General features: G+C 66.0%; 12 protein-coding genes and 1 pseudogene. 7 read left to right on the plus strand and 6 right to left on the minus strand.

All coding sequences use genetic code 11. The annotated features are described in order from the left end of the window. The 4 genes from trbF to A3E77_RS06450 all read left to right on the plus strand — a co-directional run. Positions 1-449: conjugal transfer protein TrbF (gene trbF, locus A3E77_RS06435; RefSeq protein ID WP_293644268.1), on the plus strand; the 449-nt coding region annotated here is incomplete at its 5' end. Further along, the gene (trbG, locus tag A3E77_RS06440; RefSeq protein WP_017502077.1) at positions 446-1,453 is read left to right on the plus strand and encodes a P-type conjugative transfer protein TrbG; all 1,008 of its coding nucleotides are present in this window, start codon (positions 446-448) and stop codon (positions 1,451-1,453) included. The genes trbF and trbG, both read left to right, overlap by 4 nt. Continuing rightward, positions 1,450-2,670 carry a TraB/TrbI/VirB10 family type IV secretion system protein gene (locus A3E77_RS06445; protein WP_017502076.1) on the plus strand — a complete coding sequence of 407 codons (1,221 nt, stop codon included), beginning with the start codon at positions 1,450-1,452 and terminating at the stop codon, positions 2,668-2,670. Before trbG ends, A3E77_RS06445 begins: the two co-directional genes overlap by 4 nt. Beyond that, the gene (locus A3E77_RS06450) at positions 2,667-2,888 is read left to right on the plus strand and encodes a DUF2274 domain-containing protein (protein WP_017502075.1); all 222 of its coding nucleotides are present in this window, start codon (positions 2,667-2,669) and stop codon (positions 2,886-2,888) included. The genes A3E77_RS06445 and A3E77_RS06450 overlap by 4 nt, the downstream gene beginning before the upstream one ends. Before the next feature lie 17 nt (positions 2,889-2,905). Here A3E77_RS06450 and A3E77_RS06455 read toward each other — a convergent pair whose 3' ends face one another. The 4 genes and pseudogenes from A3E77_RS06455 to A3E77_RS06470 form a co-directional block, all read right to left on the minus strand. Then, a complete protein-coding gene (locus tag A3E77_RS06455; RefSeq protein WP_017502074.1) occupies positions 2,906-3,214 on the minus strand; it encodes a hypothetical protein in 309 nt (102 codons plus the stop codon). 2 nt (positions 3,215-3,216) lie between these two features. After that, a complete protein-coding gene (locus A3E77_RS06460; protein WP_017502073.1) occupies positions 3,217-4,158 on the minus strand; it encodes a LysR family transcriptional regulator in 942 nt (313 codons plus the stop codon). After that, positions 4,155-5,336: an efflux RND transporter periplasmic adaptor subunit gene (locus A3E77_RS06465; protein ID WP_293644270.1), complete on the minus strand. Its 1,182-nt coding sequence runs from the start codon at positions 5,334-5,336 to the stop codon at positions 4,155-4,157. The genes A3E77_RS06460 and A3E77_RS06465 overlap by 4 nt, the downstream gene beginning before the upstream one ends. Before the next feature lie 170 nt (positions 5,337-5,506). Then, positions 5,507-5,701, minus strand: a pseudogene (locus A3E77_RS06470) (P-type conjugative transfer ATPase TrbB); the annotation flags it as partial. 402 nt (positions 5,702-6,103) lie between these two features. Between A3E77_RS06470 and A3E77_RS06475 the strand changes: the two are divergent. The 3 genes from A3E77_RS06475 to A3E77_RS06485 are packed head-to-tail and all read left to right on the plus strand — an operon-like array spanning position 6,104 to position 11,832. Further along, complete coding sequence (locus A3E77_RS06475; protein WP_017502070.1) at positions 6,104-9,286, plus strand: efflux RND transporter permease subunit; 3,183 nt, start codon at positions 6,104-6,106, stop codon at positions 9,284-9,286. Further along, on the plus strand, positions 9,279-10,442 hold the full coding sequence (locus A3E77_RS06480; protein WP_017502069.1) for an efflux RND transporter periplasmic adaptor subunit: 1,164 nt from the start codon (positions 9,279-9,281) through the stop codon (positions 10,440-10,442). The genes A3E77_RS06475 and A3E77_RS06480 overlap by 8 nt, the downstream gene beginning before the upstream one ends. Then, complete coding sequence (locus A3E77_RS06485; protein ID WP_017502068.1) at positions 10,429-11,832, plus strand: efflux transporter outer membrane subunit; 1,404 nt, start codon at positions 10,429-10,431, stop codon at positions 11,830-11,832. The genes A3E77_RS06480 and A3E77_RS06485 overlap by 14 nt, the downstream gene beginning before the upstream one ends. Before the next feature lie 194 nt (positions 11,833-12,026). Here the strand turns inward: A3E77_RS06485 and cueR are convergent, their stop codons facing one another. Then, positions 12,027-12,470 (minus strand): Cu(I)-responsive transcriptional regulator, encoded by a 444-nt coding sequence (gene cueR, locus A3E77_RS06490; protein WP_017502067.1) that lies wholly within the window; start codon positions 12,468-12,470, stop codon positions 12,027-12,029. Next, positions 12,467-14,986, minus strand: a complete 2,520-nt coding sequence (locus A3E77_RS06495; protein ID WP_017502066.1) for a heavy metal translocating P-type ATPase — start codon at positions 14,984-14,986, stop codon at positions 12,467-12,469. Before A3E77_RS06495 ends, cueR begins: the two co-directional genes overlap by 4 nt. Between the last annotated feature and the right edge of the window lie 160 nt (positions 14,987-15,146).

Below are 15,146 nucleotides of genomic sequence, written 5' to 3' on the forward strand. Positions count from 1 at the left end.
AGGCCCAGGCCGTCGCCCCCGCCGAGGCGGGCTATCGCCCGACCGATCCGCAAATTGCGTTCCATCTCGCCCGCTTCATCGAGCAGGTCAGGGCGATCCCGGCCGATCCGGTGATCGTCCGCCAGAACTGGCTGCGCGCCTACGACTTCACGACCGATCGGGGCGCGGTGGCGCTCAACGACTACGCCCGCGCCAACGACCCCTTCGCCAATGTCGGCCGGGTGCAGGTCGCGGTGGACGTGTCGAGCGTGATCCGGGCATCGCCCGACAGCTTCCGCGTCGCCTGGACCGAGCGCCGCTATCAGGACGGCAGCCTTGCCGCCACCGAACGCTGGTCGGCGATCCTCACCATCGTCGTGCAGCCGCCGCGCACCCCCGACGCCCTGCGCAAGAATCCGCTCGGCGTCTTCGTCAACGCTTTGAATTGGTCAAGGGAGCTGTCGCAATGACGCACACGCCATTTCGCCGTTCCGCCTCGGCGGTCCTGCTTGTCTCCGCCACCGCGCTCGCCGGCTGCGCCACCACATCGGCGAAGCCGCCCGCGATTCGCTATGATGATCCGCCGCGCGAGATCGCGGCGACGCCGGCCGCGGAACCGCTCCGCGCCGTCGAGGTGGTGACGATCCCCGAACCCCTGCCGCTCCCCGGCCAATTGAAGCCGGTCGCGGCCGGGGCAGCGACTTCCGAGCCCGCCGATCCGCGCCGCCGTGTCGGGGCCGCCAACGCGGCCGCCCGCGTGCAGCCGGTGCGCGACGGTTTCCTCAACGCCATCCAGCAATATCCCTGGACGGACGGCGCGCTCTATCAGGTCTATGCCGCGCCCGGCCAGGTGACGGACATCGCGCTTCAGGAAGGCGAGCAGCTCGTGGGGCCCGGGCCGGTCGCGGCCGGCGACACCGTGCGCTGGATCATCGGCGACACGGTGAGCGGCAGCGGCGCGACGGCGCGCGTGCATATCCTGGCGAAGCCAACACGCCCCGACATTTCCACGAACCTCGTCATCAATACCGACCGGCGCACCTATCACATCGAATTGCGCGCGACCGCATCGACATACATGGCCTCGGTCTCATGGACCTATCCGCAGGACCAGCTCATCGCGCTGCGCGGCGCCAATGCCGCCGCTGCCCCCGTCGCGACCGGCCTCGACCTCGCGGCGCTCAACTTCCGCTACCGGATCGAGGGCGACCGCGTGCCGTGGAAGCCGGTTCGCGCCTTCGATGATGCAGCCCAAGTGTTCATCGAGTTTCCGGCCGGGATCTCGCAGGGCGAGATGCCGCCGCTGTTCGTGACCGGCGCGGCCGGCGATGCCGAGTTAGTTAATTACCGCGTGCAGGGCCGCTACATGGTGGTGGACCGGCTGTTCGCCGCCGCCGAGCTGCGCCTGGGCGACCGGCGCGGCGAGCAGCGCGTCCGCATCGTGCGCGACAATGGGCGCAGGGGGCGGCCGTGACCGATCCCGCCGACAATTCCCCGCCCGAGGCGGCCGCACCGCAAGCGCCGCGCCCCGATCCGCAAGCCTTCCAGCTTCGCGGCAACCCGCCGCGCGTCATGCGCCTGTCGCGCAAGGCGCTGGCCGCCCTCGGCGTCGTCGCCGGCCTCGGGATCGGCGGCTCACTGATCTATGCGCTCAAGCCGGCCGGCGAGAAGGAGGCCAAGGAGCTTTACAACACCGACAGCCGCGCCACGTCCGAGACCATCACGTCGGGACCGCGCGACTATAGCCAAGCGCCGAAACTCGGCCCGCCGCTTCCCGGCGACCTCGGCGGCCCGATCGTCTCGGCCCAGCAGCGCGGGGAGAATGTCCAGGTCCCGCCGGTCGGCGCCCAGCCCGATCCGCGCGCGCAGGCTGAGGAAGCCGCCCGCCAGCGCGCGCAGCAGGAGCGCGACGCCGCCCGCATGAGCGGCGTGTTCTTGGGTGGCAGCAGCGCCGGGGCCGCTGCGATGCCGTCTTTGCCGAACCTCGCGACGGCAGCGCCTGGTGCTCCTGCCTCACCGCAACCTGCCGAGACGGCGCAGGGCGACCAGGCCGCCAAGCGAGCCTTCTTGGCGCAGGCGTCTAATCAGCGGACGGTCAGCGTCGAACGCCTCGTGGCGCCGGCCTCGCCCAACATCGTGCAGGCCGGCAGCATCATCCCTGCCGCGCTCATCACCGGCATCCGTTCGGACCTTCCCGGCCAGATCACCGCCCAGGTAACGGCAAACGTCTATGACAGCCCTACGGGCCGCATCCTGCTCATCCCGCAGGGCACGCGGCTGATCGGCGAATATGACAGCGAGATCGCCGCCGGGCAGGCGCGCGTGCTGCTGGCATGGGATCGGCTGATATTGCCGGACGGCCGCTCGATCGTTCTCGAGCGCCAGCCCGGCGCTGATGCGGCCGGATATGCTGGCCTACAGGATCGCGTAAACCAGCATTGGGGCAATCTGCTGAAAGCCGCCGCCGTTTCGACACTGCTCGGCGTCGGCGCCGAATTGGGCGCGGATAGCGAGGACGAACTTACTCGCGCACTGCGTCGCGGCTCGCAGGACACCATCAACCAGACCGGCCAGCAGATCGTGCGTCGGCAGCTCAATGTGCAGCCGACGCTCACCATCCGGCCGGGGCATCCGTTGCGCGTGGTCATCACGCGCGACCTGGTGCTTGAACCGATCGGAGCGACACGATGACGAAATTGAAGTTGGGGCCGCTGGCCGACGATCGGCCGGTCAAGCTCTCCGTGGAGCTGCCCGCCGCCGTGCATCGCGATCTCGTCGCCTATGCCGCCGCGCTCGCAGCCGAGACCGGGGGAGCGCCGGTCCCGCCCGACAAGCTGGTCGCGCCGATGCTCGCCCGGTTCATGGAAACCGACCGCGCCTTTCGCCGGCACCGCGCGCAGGGGAAGTGAGAGCGCGCCGCCTGCCGTCAGTTGCCCATGAACTTCTTGAAGCGGTCGCGGCCTTCCGCCTCGATCACGGCCTGCTCGGCATTGGCGCACTCGCTGCCCCGCACCGAGCCTTCCGCGCATTGCCCCACGATCTCCCGTGCTTCATCGAGATGCGCCGCGAAATACTGCGTCCCGCGCGGTTCGGCCGGCTCCGGTGCGGCGGGGGCCGGACTCGCGAGGGCCGGCGCACGCTCGACGGGCATGATCACCGGGCGCAGCACGAAGCCCACGCCGAATCCGATGACCAGCGCGACCAGCACGATGAAGAGTGTCTTGCTTCGTGTCATGGCTATTTCTTTTCCGGTTGGTGATGTGATGGCTGCGGCATCAGAATGGGCGGCAGCGAATAGCGACCGGCCACGAGATCAAGGAAGCGCAGCAAGACGGGGTTGTCATTGTCTTCACGCCAATAGCCCGAGAAGCCGATCCGCATATGTCCATGACTGTCGTGGATTTCGCTGAACGTTACGCCTGGCACTTGGATACCCAAGGCGGATTCGGCGACAATCGAGAGACGCCCACCGAGCGCAATGGCGCTCAACATTGTCTCGCGTCCGATATCCTGCATGTCGATCTCTGGCATGCAACCGGGGACCCCAAGTTTGCCCATGAGGATGTTTCGGGTCTCTGGGCCGGGATCTCGTTCGGTCAGCAAAAAGTGTTCGCCGGTCAGGTCGGGCCAATGGATGCGTTCGCATTGGGTGAGTGGATGGCCTGCCGGCATTGCTACAAATATGCGCTCACTCCAGAAAGAACGGCTCATCAGACCCCGATAGGAGGCCTCCCCAATCATGATCGCGATATCGAGCAGGCCATTCTCGATCCCGGCCAACAGCATATCCCGATCGCGTTCAAAGCCGGATACTTTGACCTCGGGGTGGCGTTCGCCGAACTCGCTGAGCGTTGCCCGCAAGTTGCCGGCGGAGAAGGACGTATAGAAGCCTACGGCCAGCTTGCCGACGTGGCCGTTGTTCGTGGCGCGGACCCAGTTGTTCAGTTCCTCGAACTCCTTCACGATGCGCTGTGCCGTTCGCAGATAGGTTCTGCCATTCGGAGTCAGAGTGGCACCGCGGGTCTTGCGGTCGAACAGCGCCATGCCTAGCCGCTTCTCGATTTCGAGGACGTGTCGGCTGAGCGTTGCTTGCTTGATATTTATGCTGCGCGCCGCGCGACTGAAGCTACCGGCCTCGGCCGCCGCAATCAGGTAGCGGAGCTGGCGCAGCTCAATCACCGGGCTAACGGATCATCAGGCGGTGTCGTGAACTCCGTCCAGCCGCCACCCAGCGCCTTGTAGAGATTGATGAGATTACTGAGCCGCACCAGCTTGGAGCGGACCAAGGCTTGCTGTGACCCGTAAAGCGTGCGCTGCGCGTCGAGCAGGGCGAGGTTGTCATCCTCGCCTGAGTTGAGCCGCTGTTCCGCGAGCCTGTAGGCATTGCGGCTGGCATCGACCCGCTGCGTTTCCGATCGGATTTGGGCGTCCAAGGTTCCTTTGCCGGCGAGCCCGTCAGCCACGTCGCGGAAGGCGGATTGGATCGCCTTCTCATAGTTGGCGATTTCGATCCGTTTCTGCACGTCCGCGCGATCGAGGTTGGCTCTCAGCGCGCTGCCGCCGAAGATTGGAAGCGGCAGGGTGATGCGCGGCATGAAGCTCCATGCGCCCGACCCCGATGAGAACAGATCGTCGAGGCTCGCGCTCGCCGTTCCCGCCCAGCCGGTCAGACTGATCGTCGGGAAGAACGCTGAGCGGGCAGCGCCGATATTCGCGTTGGCGGCGCGCAGCGTATGTTCGACCGCGCGGATGTCGGGTCGGCGCGCCAGAAGGTCCGAGGGCACGCGATCGACCCGGCCGCCGACCGGCGCCGTGACCTGCGTAAAGGAAAGGTCGAGCCGTGCGGCGGCTACGGCCGCGCTACCGGCCTGCACCTGTGCGCGTGCGGCGTTCCGCTGCGCCAGCGCGTCGTCATAAGTCTTGCGCGAGATTGCGCCGGTCGCGACGAGTTGTTCCGAGCGGGTGAAATTGCTTTCGGCGAGCGTTGCGGAGGCTTGCGCCTGACGAAGCTGCGCCTGCGCCTGATCGAGCGCGACCTGGAATGGTCGCGGATCAATGCGGAACAGAAGCTGCCCCTTCCTGACGAGCACGCCTTCGGGGACATGGACGGAGACGATTGCGCCGCTGACGCGGGGCCGCAACTCGACGCTCTGGGGCGCCGATAGCGAACCGTTGAACTCGGCCGAGGGGGCAAGCTCGCGCACGACAACTTGCGCTACTGGCACTTGCGGCGCTGCCGCCGCTTGTGCGCCCTGATCGCCGCCCGATTTGCTACAAGCTGACGTAAGGCCGCCAATAGCCAAGGCTATGGAAGCCAGGAGAAGTGCGCTTTTTGTCGGCATGATATTGCCTTTCAACTGTGCCGCGCCTTGTTCATCCGTTCCGCGGCGTCTGATCGATTCCTGTTCGCTTTGCGGCTTCCAGCGTTGGCAAGGTCAAGGATTATTTTCAACAATCATTCATATGAATATAGATAAATATGAAAGGATAGGCGATAGGTCGAAGGGGCACGCCGGCATGGCGCGTCGAGCGTCGCAATGCCATCCTTGGTGCGCATCGCGACGAGATTAGGCGCGGCGCATTGAAGCTCGCGCGTGTCCTCAATGATGACGACGCGGTCGGGACCCTTGGCGACTTCGGCTAGAAGCGCCGCTTGGTCGGCGGCCATGGTGCCCGACTGCACATAGTCATCGAGCAACGTACCGGCGGCGTAGGTCCGACGTGAGCCCGAAGTGATTCATCCCTTGACCTTCCAAACGTTGGAAGAAGCATCGGTCTGCGGCAACAAACGAATCAATGCGGAAAGTCAGGAATTCCCGGATTCCTGAAGCCGTCCCTCAACCGCCGACGCCGTCATCGGCTTCTCCGAGCGCAAAAATGACGCTGCCATTTGCTCGTCATCGCCACGGCCAGCTCATGGTGGTGCTTGACTGCATCGAGTTGACATCAAACAAATGAACACATATTCATGTGCACATCTTATGGCTCCGTTTGAGATCGACATGCCCCATTCCCACAGCCACCACGATCACGATCACGCAAGACGGGAGCATGCCCATTTTCGCGATCTCGCGGGAGGACGTGCGATGCCTAGCAAGTCACCTATGTTTCGGAACCAGCCACGATGATGGCGCTCGTGCGGGTCGCGCTAACGCGACCGCTGACCTTCATCGTGATGGCCGTGCTGATCTTTGGCCTCGGCATCCTGTCCGTTCTGAGGATGCCGGTCGACATCTTCCCGCGCATCGGCGTGCCGGTGATCGCGACCGCCTGGACCTATAATGGGCTGTCGCCCGAGGACATGGCCGGACGGATCATCAATCCGTTCGAACGCGTGCTGACCACGACCGTCAACGACATCGACCGGATCGAGAGCCAGTCGATGAACGGCGTTGGCGTCGTGCGGATTTACTTCCAGCCAGGCGCGGACATTCGCACCGCGACCGCGCAGGTCACGTCGATCTCGCAGGCCATTTTGCGTCAGCTTCCGCCGGGCATCTCTCCGCCGTTCATCGTCAACTATGACGCCTCGACCGTGCCGATCGTCCAGCTCGCCCTCTCCGGCGAAGGGCTGAGCGAACAGCAGCTCTACGATCTCGGCGTCAATCAAATCCGCCCGCAGCTCATCACCGTGCCGGGCGTCGCCATGCCCTTCCCATTCGGCGGCAAGCAGCGTCAGATACAGATCGACATCGACCCTGAGGCGCTGCGCGCTCGCGGCCTGTCCGCCGGCGACGTCGCGGCGGCGATTGCCGCGCAAACCCAAATCATCCCGGCGGGCTTCGCCAAGGTCGGCGGCCTGCAATACACCGTCAGGCTCAACAATGCGCCGGGCTCGGTCGAGCAGTTGAACAATCTGCCAGTTCGCGTGGTCGACGGCGCGACGATCACCATGCGCGACATCGCCCAAGTCCGCGACGGCGCGCCGCCGCAAATGAACATCGTCCAAGTCGAAGGCCAGCGGTCAGTCCTGATGACCGTGCTCAAGAGCGGTGCGGCCTCAACCATCGATATCGTCAATACGGTTCGCGAGCGTATCCCACAGATCACCGAGGGCCTCCCGGAAACGCTGCGCGTCCAGCTTATCGGCGACCAGTCGGTGCTGGTGAAGGCGGCCGTCTCCACCGTGGCCTATGAGGGTGTGTTGGCCGCCGTGCTGACCTCGCTGATGATCCTGCTGTTTCTGGGATCGTGGCGATCGACGATCATCATCGTGACCACGATACCCTTGGCGATCCTCGCCGCGTTGTTGGCGCTGAGCGCGACCGGCCAGACGATCAACATCATGACGCTGAGCGGCTTGGCTCTGGCCATCGGCATATTGGTCGACGACGCGATGGTCACGATCGAGAACATCAACTGGCACCTTGAGAAAGGGAAGCCGGTTCTACGCTCGATCATGGACGGCGCGGCGCAGATCGTGACGCCCGCCTTCGTGATCGTGACGTGCATCTGCATCGTCTTCGTGCCGATGTTCTTCCTGCCGGGCGTCGCAGGCTATCTGTTCGTGCCGCTGGCACTGGCGGTGATCTTCTCGATGATCGCCTCGTTCATCCTGTCGCGCACGCTCATCCCGACGATGGCGATGTATCTGCTACGCCCGCATCGGGAGGGCGAAGAGGCCGAGCGCGCCCGCTCGCGCAATCCACTCGTCCGGTTCCAGCATCGCTTTTCGACCGGGTTCGACAGGCAGAAGGACCGCTTCGGGCGGGTGCTTTCCCGCGTGATGTCCGCACGGCGCATCTTCATCCCGGCGTTCCTCGGCGCGATGGTGGCGTCGCTGCTGCTCATTCCCACACTTGGCCGCGACTTCTTTCCCACTGTGGATGCTGGGCAAATCACCCTGCATGTGCGCGCGCCGGCAGGCACGCGCATCGAGGACAGCACGGCGCTGATCTCGCGGGTGCAGACGCGGGTGCGCGAATTGATCCCCGCCGAGCAGGTTGAATCGGTCGTCGCCAATGTCGGAATGTCCTCCGCGCTGCTCAACGTCATCTACAACAATACGGGGACGGTGGGACTGAACGAGGGCGATATCCTCATCTCGCTCGGGCGGAACCGAACCGCGACGGACACGCATGTCGCCACTTTGCGGCGCGAGCTGCCCGTGAGCTTTCCGGGCGTTGATTTCTCCTTCCTGCCTGCCGACATCACCAGCCAAATCCTGAACTTCGGCTCGCCAGCGCCGATCGATATCCAGGTGCGCGGCCGGAATCTCGCGGCGAACGAAGCTTATGCGCAAGCGATCCTCAAACGCGTTCGGACCGTGCCCGGCCTCGCCGACGCCCGACTCCAGCAATCCTCGCGCGCGCCGCAGCTCAACATCGACATCGATCGCTCGCGGATCGCGCAATACGGGCTCAACCAGCGTGACGTAACCACCAGCGTCGCGACCGCCCTAGCCGGCACGCAGCAGTCTGCGCCGGTTTACTGGCTCAATCCCGAAAACGGGGTGTCCTATCCTGTCGTGGCGCAAGTCCCCGAACTGGAGGTCGACACGATCGCTGCGCTGGAAGCGCTGCCGGTTTCGGCGACGGGCGCCGGGGAGGCCCAGACGCTGGGCGGTCTTGGCGCCGTGACTCGCAATACGACCATCAACGTAGCGAGCCGAGCAGACATCCAGCCGGTCATCAACATCTATGCCACGCCGCAGGCTCGCGACCTGGGCGCCGTGGCCGGCGACATTCATCGCATCATTGCCGAGATGGATGCCGAGCGCCCGGCCGGCGTAACCGTCACGCTGGCGGGACAATATGAGACGATGAACCACGCCTTCTCCGGTCTCGCTTTCGGGCTGATCGGCGCGATTATCCTCATCTACCTCGTGATCGTCGTGACCTTCCAGAGCTGGATCGACCCGCTGGTCATCATCGGCGCGCTGCCGGCCGCCTTCGCCGGCATCGTCTGGATGCTGTTCGTGACCGGCACGACCATCTCCGTGCCCGCGCTCACCGGCGCGATCATGTGCATGGGCGTCGCCACCGCCAACTCCATCCTGGTGGTCAGCTTCGCACGCGAACGCCTAGCCGAGACCGGCGACGCCACCCGCGCCGCGATCGAGGCGGCGGTGGTCCGTTTCCGCCCCGTGCTGATGACCGCGCTCGCGATCATCATCGGCATGACCCCCATCGCGCTCGGTATCGGCGAGGGCGCCGAGCAGAACGCTCCGCTCGGCCGCGCGGTGATCGGCGGCTTGATCTTCGCAACCGTGGCGACACTGCTGCTCGTGCCGGCGCTGTTCAGCATCGCCCATCGCAAGGGCGCGCCTTCCTCACCCGCAAGGGAGCTTGAACTCCAGCATGTCTGATCCAACCCCAAAGAAGCGCGCCGGCCTTTATCTCGGCGCGGCCGGTCTCGTGATTGCCGCACTGGTCGGAGGCGGCCTCGTTTCGCGCGGCATGGCCGAAAGCGAACAGGCAGCCATCGCGGCCGAGAACGCGCTGCCCACCGTCAGCCTGGTTCAGCCCCGCGTGTCCGAGGGAGGCGAGATCGTGCTGCCGGGCAGTCTCGATCCCTATAATCGCGCCGCGATCAACGCGCGGGTGAGCGGCTATGTGCGCGAATGGCGCGCGGACATCGGGGACCGGGTGCGGCGCGGGCAAACGCTCGCCATCCTCGATGCGCCCGAGATCGACCAGCAGCTCGCGCAGGCCCAGGCGGCCTATCAGACCGCGGCCGCTGATCGCGGGCTGGCCGAAACCACGGCGGCGCGCTGGAACAATCTGCTCGAAAAGGACGCCGTGTCCCGGCAGGAAGCCGATGAGCGGCAGGGGCAGTTTGCCGCTGCCGATGCGCGCGCACGGGCCGCTCAGGCGGACGTCGGCCGGCTGAGGGCGCTGACCGGATTTACGCGGCTGACGGCGCCGTTCGATGGCGTCGTCACCAGCCGCTCGGCCCAGCTCGGCGCCTTGGTCCAGACGGGCGCGCCGGGGGTGGAACCCTTGTTCACCGTTGCCGACGTCAGCCGCCTGCGCCTCTATGTGCGCGTACCGCAAGCTTTTTCGGGAAGGCTGGTGCGCGGCACGCAAGCGATGTTCACCGTGCCTGACAGACCGGGCGAGGTGTTCGAGGCCACACTGTCCCGTCTCTCCGAGGCGGTGGACCGCCAATCCGGCGCAATGCTGGTGGAATTTCTGGTCGATAACGGCGCTCGACGCCTGAGACCCGGCAGCTACGCGGAGGTGCGGGTGTCCGTGCCTGGCGGCGCCGAAACGGTCCAGGTGCCGGCGAGCGCCCTGATCCTCGGTTCCGACGGCGCGCGGGTCGCCGTGGTCGATGGCCAGGGTCAGGTCGCGCTTCGGGAGGTTGCGGTGGGTCGCGACCAGGGCGCGACCATCGAGATTATCTCGGGGCTACGTCCAACCGACCGCATCGTTCAGACCCCTCCCGACGCGCTGGCCACCGGCGACAAGGTCCGGGTAGTTCCCGCACGGCAACCGGCGGCTCCGAATGCGCAGCGCTAGGATAGCATTCGTCGCCGCGATCGGCCTCGGCGGCTGCGCCACCCTGCCGCCGATGCAAACGCCGGCAATCGAGACCCCGGCAAGCTTCCGCCATGTGGAAGGATGGACGACGGCCGCGCCCGGCGATCATCTAGACCGTGGCGAGTGGTGGCGCGGATTCGCGGACCCGGTGCTCGACGAGCTGATGGCGCGGCTGGACGAGCGGACCCCGACGCTCGCGGCCGCGCTTGCCCGTTACGACCGGGCGTTGGCGGCGGCACGGCTCGACCGCTCCAACCAGTTGCCGAATGTCGATCTGACCGGCGGGGCTTCGCGCGAGCGGCTTTCAGCCGGACGATCGATCGGAGCTGGCGAGCCCGTAATCGCGAACCAGATCCTCTTCGGTGTTGGTCTCGATTATGAGTTGGACCTTTGGGGCCGGGTCCGCAACAGCGTGCGCGCCGCTACGGCGGATGCCGAAGCGCAGGAGGCCGCCTTGCGCTCGGCGCGGCTCAGCCTTCAGGCTTCGGTCGCCGATCTCTATGTCCAACTTCGCGCCGTCGATGCCGAGCAGGTCCTGCTGACCAGGACCGTGGCCGCCTATGCGCGCGCCGATGATTTGATCCGCACCCGCCACGAAGGCGGCATTGCCTCTGGCGTGGACCGTAGCCGATCGACGGCCCAGCTCGCCGATGCCCGCGCCCGTCTGGAGGCGCTACGGGCGCAGCGCGCGGGGATCGAGAACCGGATCGCGGCGCTGGTTGGCGAGAGCGCCTCTGTTTTCGCCATCGATCCCGCGCAACGAAGCCTTGCGCTGCCTGACCTGCCGCCGTCCCTGCCCTCCGAACTTCTTCAGCGCCGTCCCGACATCGCCGAGGCGCAGCGCCGCCTGGTCGCCGCCAATGCGCGGATCGGCGTCGCGCGGGCCGCCTTCTATCCGCGCATCAGCCTCGGGCTCGGCGCGGGGTATCAGGCGGTCGAGGCGCCGATCGTCAGCGCGGATACTGGTTTCTGGGCGCTCGGGCCGATCACCACGATCTTCAATCTGTTCGACGGTGGCGGACGGCGAGCGCGGCTGGCCATCAGCCGGACGGACTATGAAGAACTCGCCGCGGGCTACCGCCAGACCGTGCTGGATGCGTTCCGGGAGGTGGAGGATGCCCTGTCTCGCATGGATGCCTTGACGGGTCAGGATCGCGAGCAGCGCATAGCCGCCCAAGCGGCGGCGCGGGCTGAGAGCCTGGCGCTTGATCGCTATCGCGACGGCGCGGCCGACTATCTGGAGGTGACGACGGCCCAAACCGCCGCGCTCGCCGCGCAACGCGCCAGCATCACGGTCGAATATGATCGCGCCCGAACGGCAATCGCCTTGATCCGGGCGCTGGGAGGCGCGACCCCGGACGACACATGACGGAGAAGCGCCGCCCTTCACGACGAGACCTACTGCAAATCGGCGGGGTGGTCGCCATAGGTTATGGCGTCAGCGTTTTTCTGAAGGCGACCGCACCACTCGGGATCAACGCGTCCGCTTGTTGTCGGACTTGTTGACCACGGCTTAGCGGGAGCGGCGCCGCATCGTGGAGCGGTGTCGAATATCTGATTCGTTTACGGTCGGTGCCGAAGGCGGCCCGTTGCCGCCGGCACGGATGCTGGCGCGGCGCCGGGTTCCTCCAGATCGGCAAGGATCGGGCAGTCAGGCCGATCATCGCCCGCGCAGCAATCCACCAGCGTTCCGAGCGTCGCGGCCATCTGGTTCAGATTTTCGATCCGCTCCTGAAGCTGGGCGATATGGGCCTGCGCGATCCGCTTCACATCGGCGCTCTGGCGGGCCTTGTCCCGCCAGAGGCTCAGAAGATCGTTGATCTCCGCGACCGAGAAACCGAGATCACGCGCCCGCCGGATGAACCGCAGCATATGAACATCCGATGGCGAGTAATCGCGATAGCCGGAGTCCTTGCGATCGGCTTTCGGAATGAGGCCGGTCTGCTCGTAATAGCGGATCATCTTGGCGGAGACGCCCGACGCCTTGGAGGCTTGTCCGATGTTCATGCCGTTCCTCCTGTCTCGCGTGGCTGAAAACCGCGCAGGCGCAACGAATTACCCAAGACGAAGATGCTCGACATCGCCATAGCACCCGCCGCGAACACCGGCGAGAACAGGATGCCCAGGCTCGGATAGAGCACGCCTGCCGCGACCGGGATCAGCGCCGTGTTGTAGGCGAACGCCCAGAACAGGTTCTGGCGGATATTGCCAATCGTCGCGCGCGACAGGGCGATGGCCGTCGCCACACCGTTCAGATGGCCCGACATCAGCACGACATCGGCCGCCTCGATCGCGATATCCGTGCCGGTGCCGACCGCTAGGCCGATATCGGCAGCCGCCAGCGCGGGCGCATCGTTGATGCCATCCCCGACGAAGGCGACGCGGCCATGCTCGGCCTTGAGCCGGGCTATCGCCTCCACCTTCCCTTCGGGCAGGACTTCGGCGACCACTTCGTCGATACCGAGCTGGCGGGCGATAGCCTCGGCCGTCATGCGGTTGTCGCCGGTCAGCATCGCAACCTTGAGGCCGAGCGCGTGCAGCGCCGCGATGGCTGCCGGCGTGGTCGCCTTGATCGGATCGGCCACCGCGATGATCGCGGCAAGCCGCCCGCCAATGGCGGCATAGAGCGGCGACTTGCCTTCCTGCCCCAACCGCTGTGCTGTCTCCGCAAAGGCGGCCACGTCCAGCCCAAGCTCGCGCATGTAGCGATCGGCACCGATCTGGACCAGCTCGCCACCCGCCACCGCCTTGACACCGAAGCCGGTGATAGAGTCGAAGTCGGTAATCGCGGGCAGCGCAATACCTTCCGCCTTGGCCGCGTCGACGATTGCGCGGGCGATCGGATGCTCCGACTTGTCCTCGACAGCGGCGACCAGACCCAGCACCGCCGCCCGGTCGAAGCCGTCCGTCACTTGCAGGTCGGTGAGCGCGGGACGACCTTCGGTCAGCGTGCCGGTCTTGTCGACCGCGACAACCCTGGCGTCCTTCAGCAGTTGCAGCGCCTCGCCCTTGCGGAACAAGATACCCAGTTCCGCTCCGCGCCCGGTGCCGACCATGATGGCGGTCGGCGTCGCCAGCCCCATAGCGCAGGGGCAGGCGATGATGAGCACGGCGACCGCATTCACCAGTGCAAAGGTCAGTGCGGGCGACGGGCCGAACCACAGCCAGGCTGCGAAAGTCAGCGCCGCCACACCGAACACGGCGGGGACGAACCACATCGTCACCTTGTCGACCAGCGCCTGAATCGGCAGCTTCGATCCCTGCGCCTGCTCGACCATGCGGATGATCTGCGCCAGCATCGTCGCGCCGCCAACGGCGGTGGCGCGGAACGCCAGCGCGCCCTGCTGATTGACGGTGCCGCCGACCAGCGTGGCGCCCTCAGCCTTGGCGACCGGGATGGGTTCGCCGGTGATCATCGACTCGTCGACATAGCTCTCGCCCTCGGTCACTTCGCCATCGACGGGGATGCGCTCGCCGGGACGCACTTCGATAATGTCGCCGGTGATGACCTCGCTAATGGAAACCTCGAACACCGCGCTGTCGCGGCGCACGCGGGCGGTCTTGGCCTGCAATCCCACCAGCCGCTTGATCGCTTCGGAGGTGCGGCCCTTTGCACGGGCTTCGAGGTAACGGCCCAACAGGATCAGCGCAACGATGACCGCCGCCGCTTCATAATAGACGTTGACCGTCCCGGCGGGCAGCAGACCGGGCGCGAAAGTCGCGACCAGCGAATAGCCGTAGGCGGCCAGCGTGCCGACGGCAACCAGCGAGTTCATGTCCGGCGCCAGCCGCGCCAGCGCGGGCAGGCCCGCCTTGTAGAAACGGATGCCGGGGAAGGCGAGCACCAGCGTCGTCAGGACGAACTGGAGATACCAGCTTGCCTGCATGCCGATCGTGCGGTCGATCAAGCCATGGACGCCGGGAATGACGTGGCTGCCCATTTCGAGCAGGAACACCGGCAGCGCCAGTACGGTCGCAAGGGTGAGATCGCGCTTCAGCGCCCGGCGCTCGGCGTCCTTCCGCTCGGCCGCTTCCTCGTCGCCAGAAACGCTGGCCTCAATTGGGCGCGCTGTATAGCCCGCGCCCGCGATCGCTGCGATGAGCGCCTCAACATCGGCCGCGCCGCGCACGCTCGCGCGTTCGGTCGCTAGGTTGACTATCGCCTCGGTGACGCCGGGGACAGCTTTGAGCGCCCGCTCCACGCGACCGACGCAGGATGCGCAGGTCATTCCCTCCACCGCCAGTTCGATGCCGGCGACAGATGGCACGCTGTAGCCGGCGGCCTCGACGGCCCGCACCAGCGCCTTTCGGTCGACGGCGGCGTTTGCTCGAATGTCGGCGTTTGCTCGAATGTCGGCGCGTTCGGTCGCCAGATTGACGCTGACGGACTGTACGCCCTCGACCTTGCTCAGCGACCGTTCGATGCGGGCCACACAGGACGCGCAGGTCATGCCCTCAATCGGCAAGCTGATCGCCGAATCGATGGATTCGTCCGAATCTCTCAGGGTTTCTGCGGCTATCATGGCTCGATACTCCACACTTCACGATTGGAATTTGTCGCAAGATGCAGGTTCCAATGATGGGAAGGTCAAGGGCAAAATATATCCTGACCTGATGAGAGCAAGCCGCCCTCGCAAGCACATGGCTCAACGGTAGGGCCGTGATCTCCTTTCCGATAGCGAC

This window comes from Sphingopyxis sp. RIFCSPHIGHO2_12_FULL_65_19 (genome assembly GCF_001830555.1).
Classification (GTDB): Bacteria; Pseudomonadota; Alphaproteobacteria; order Sphingomonadales; family Sphingomonadaceae; genus Sphingopyxis.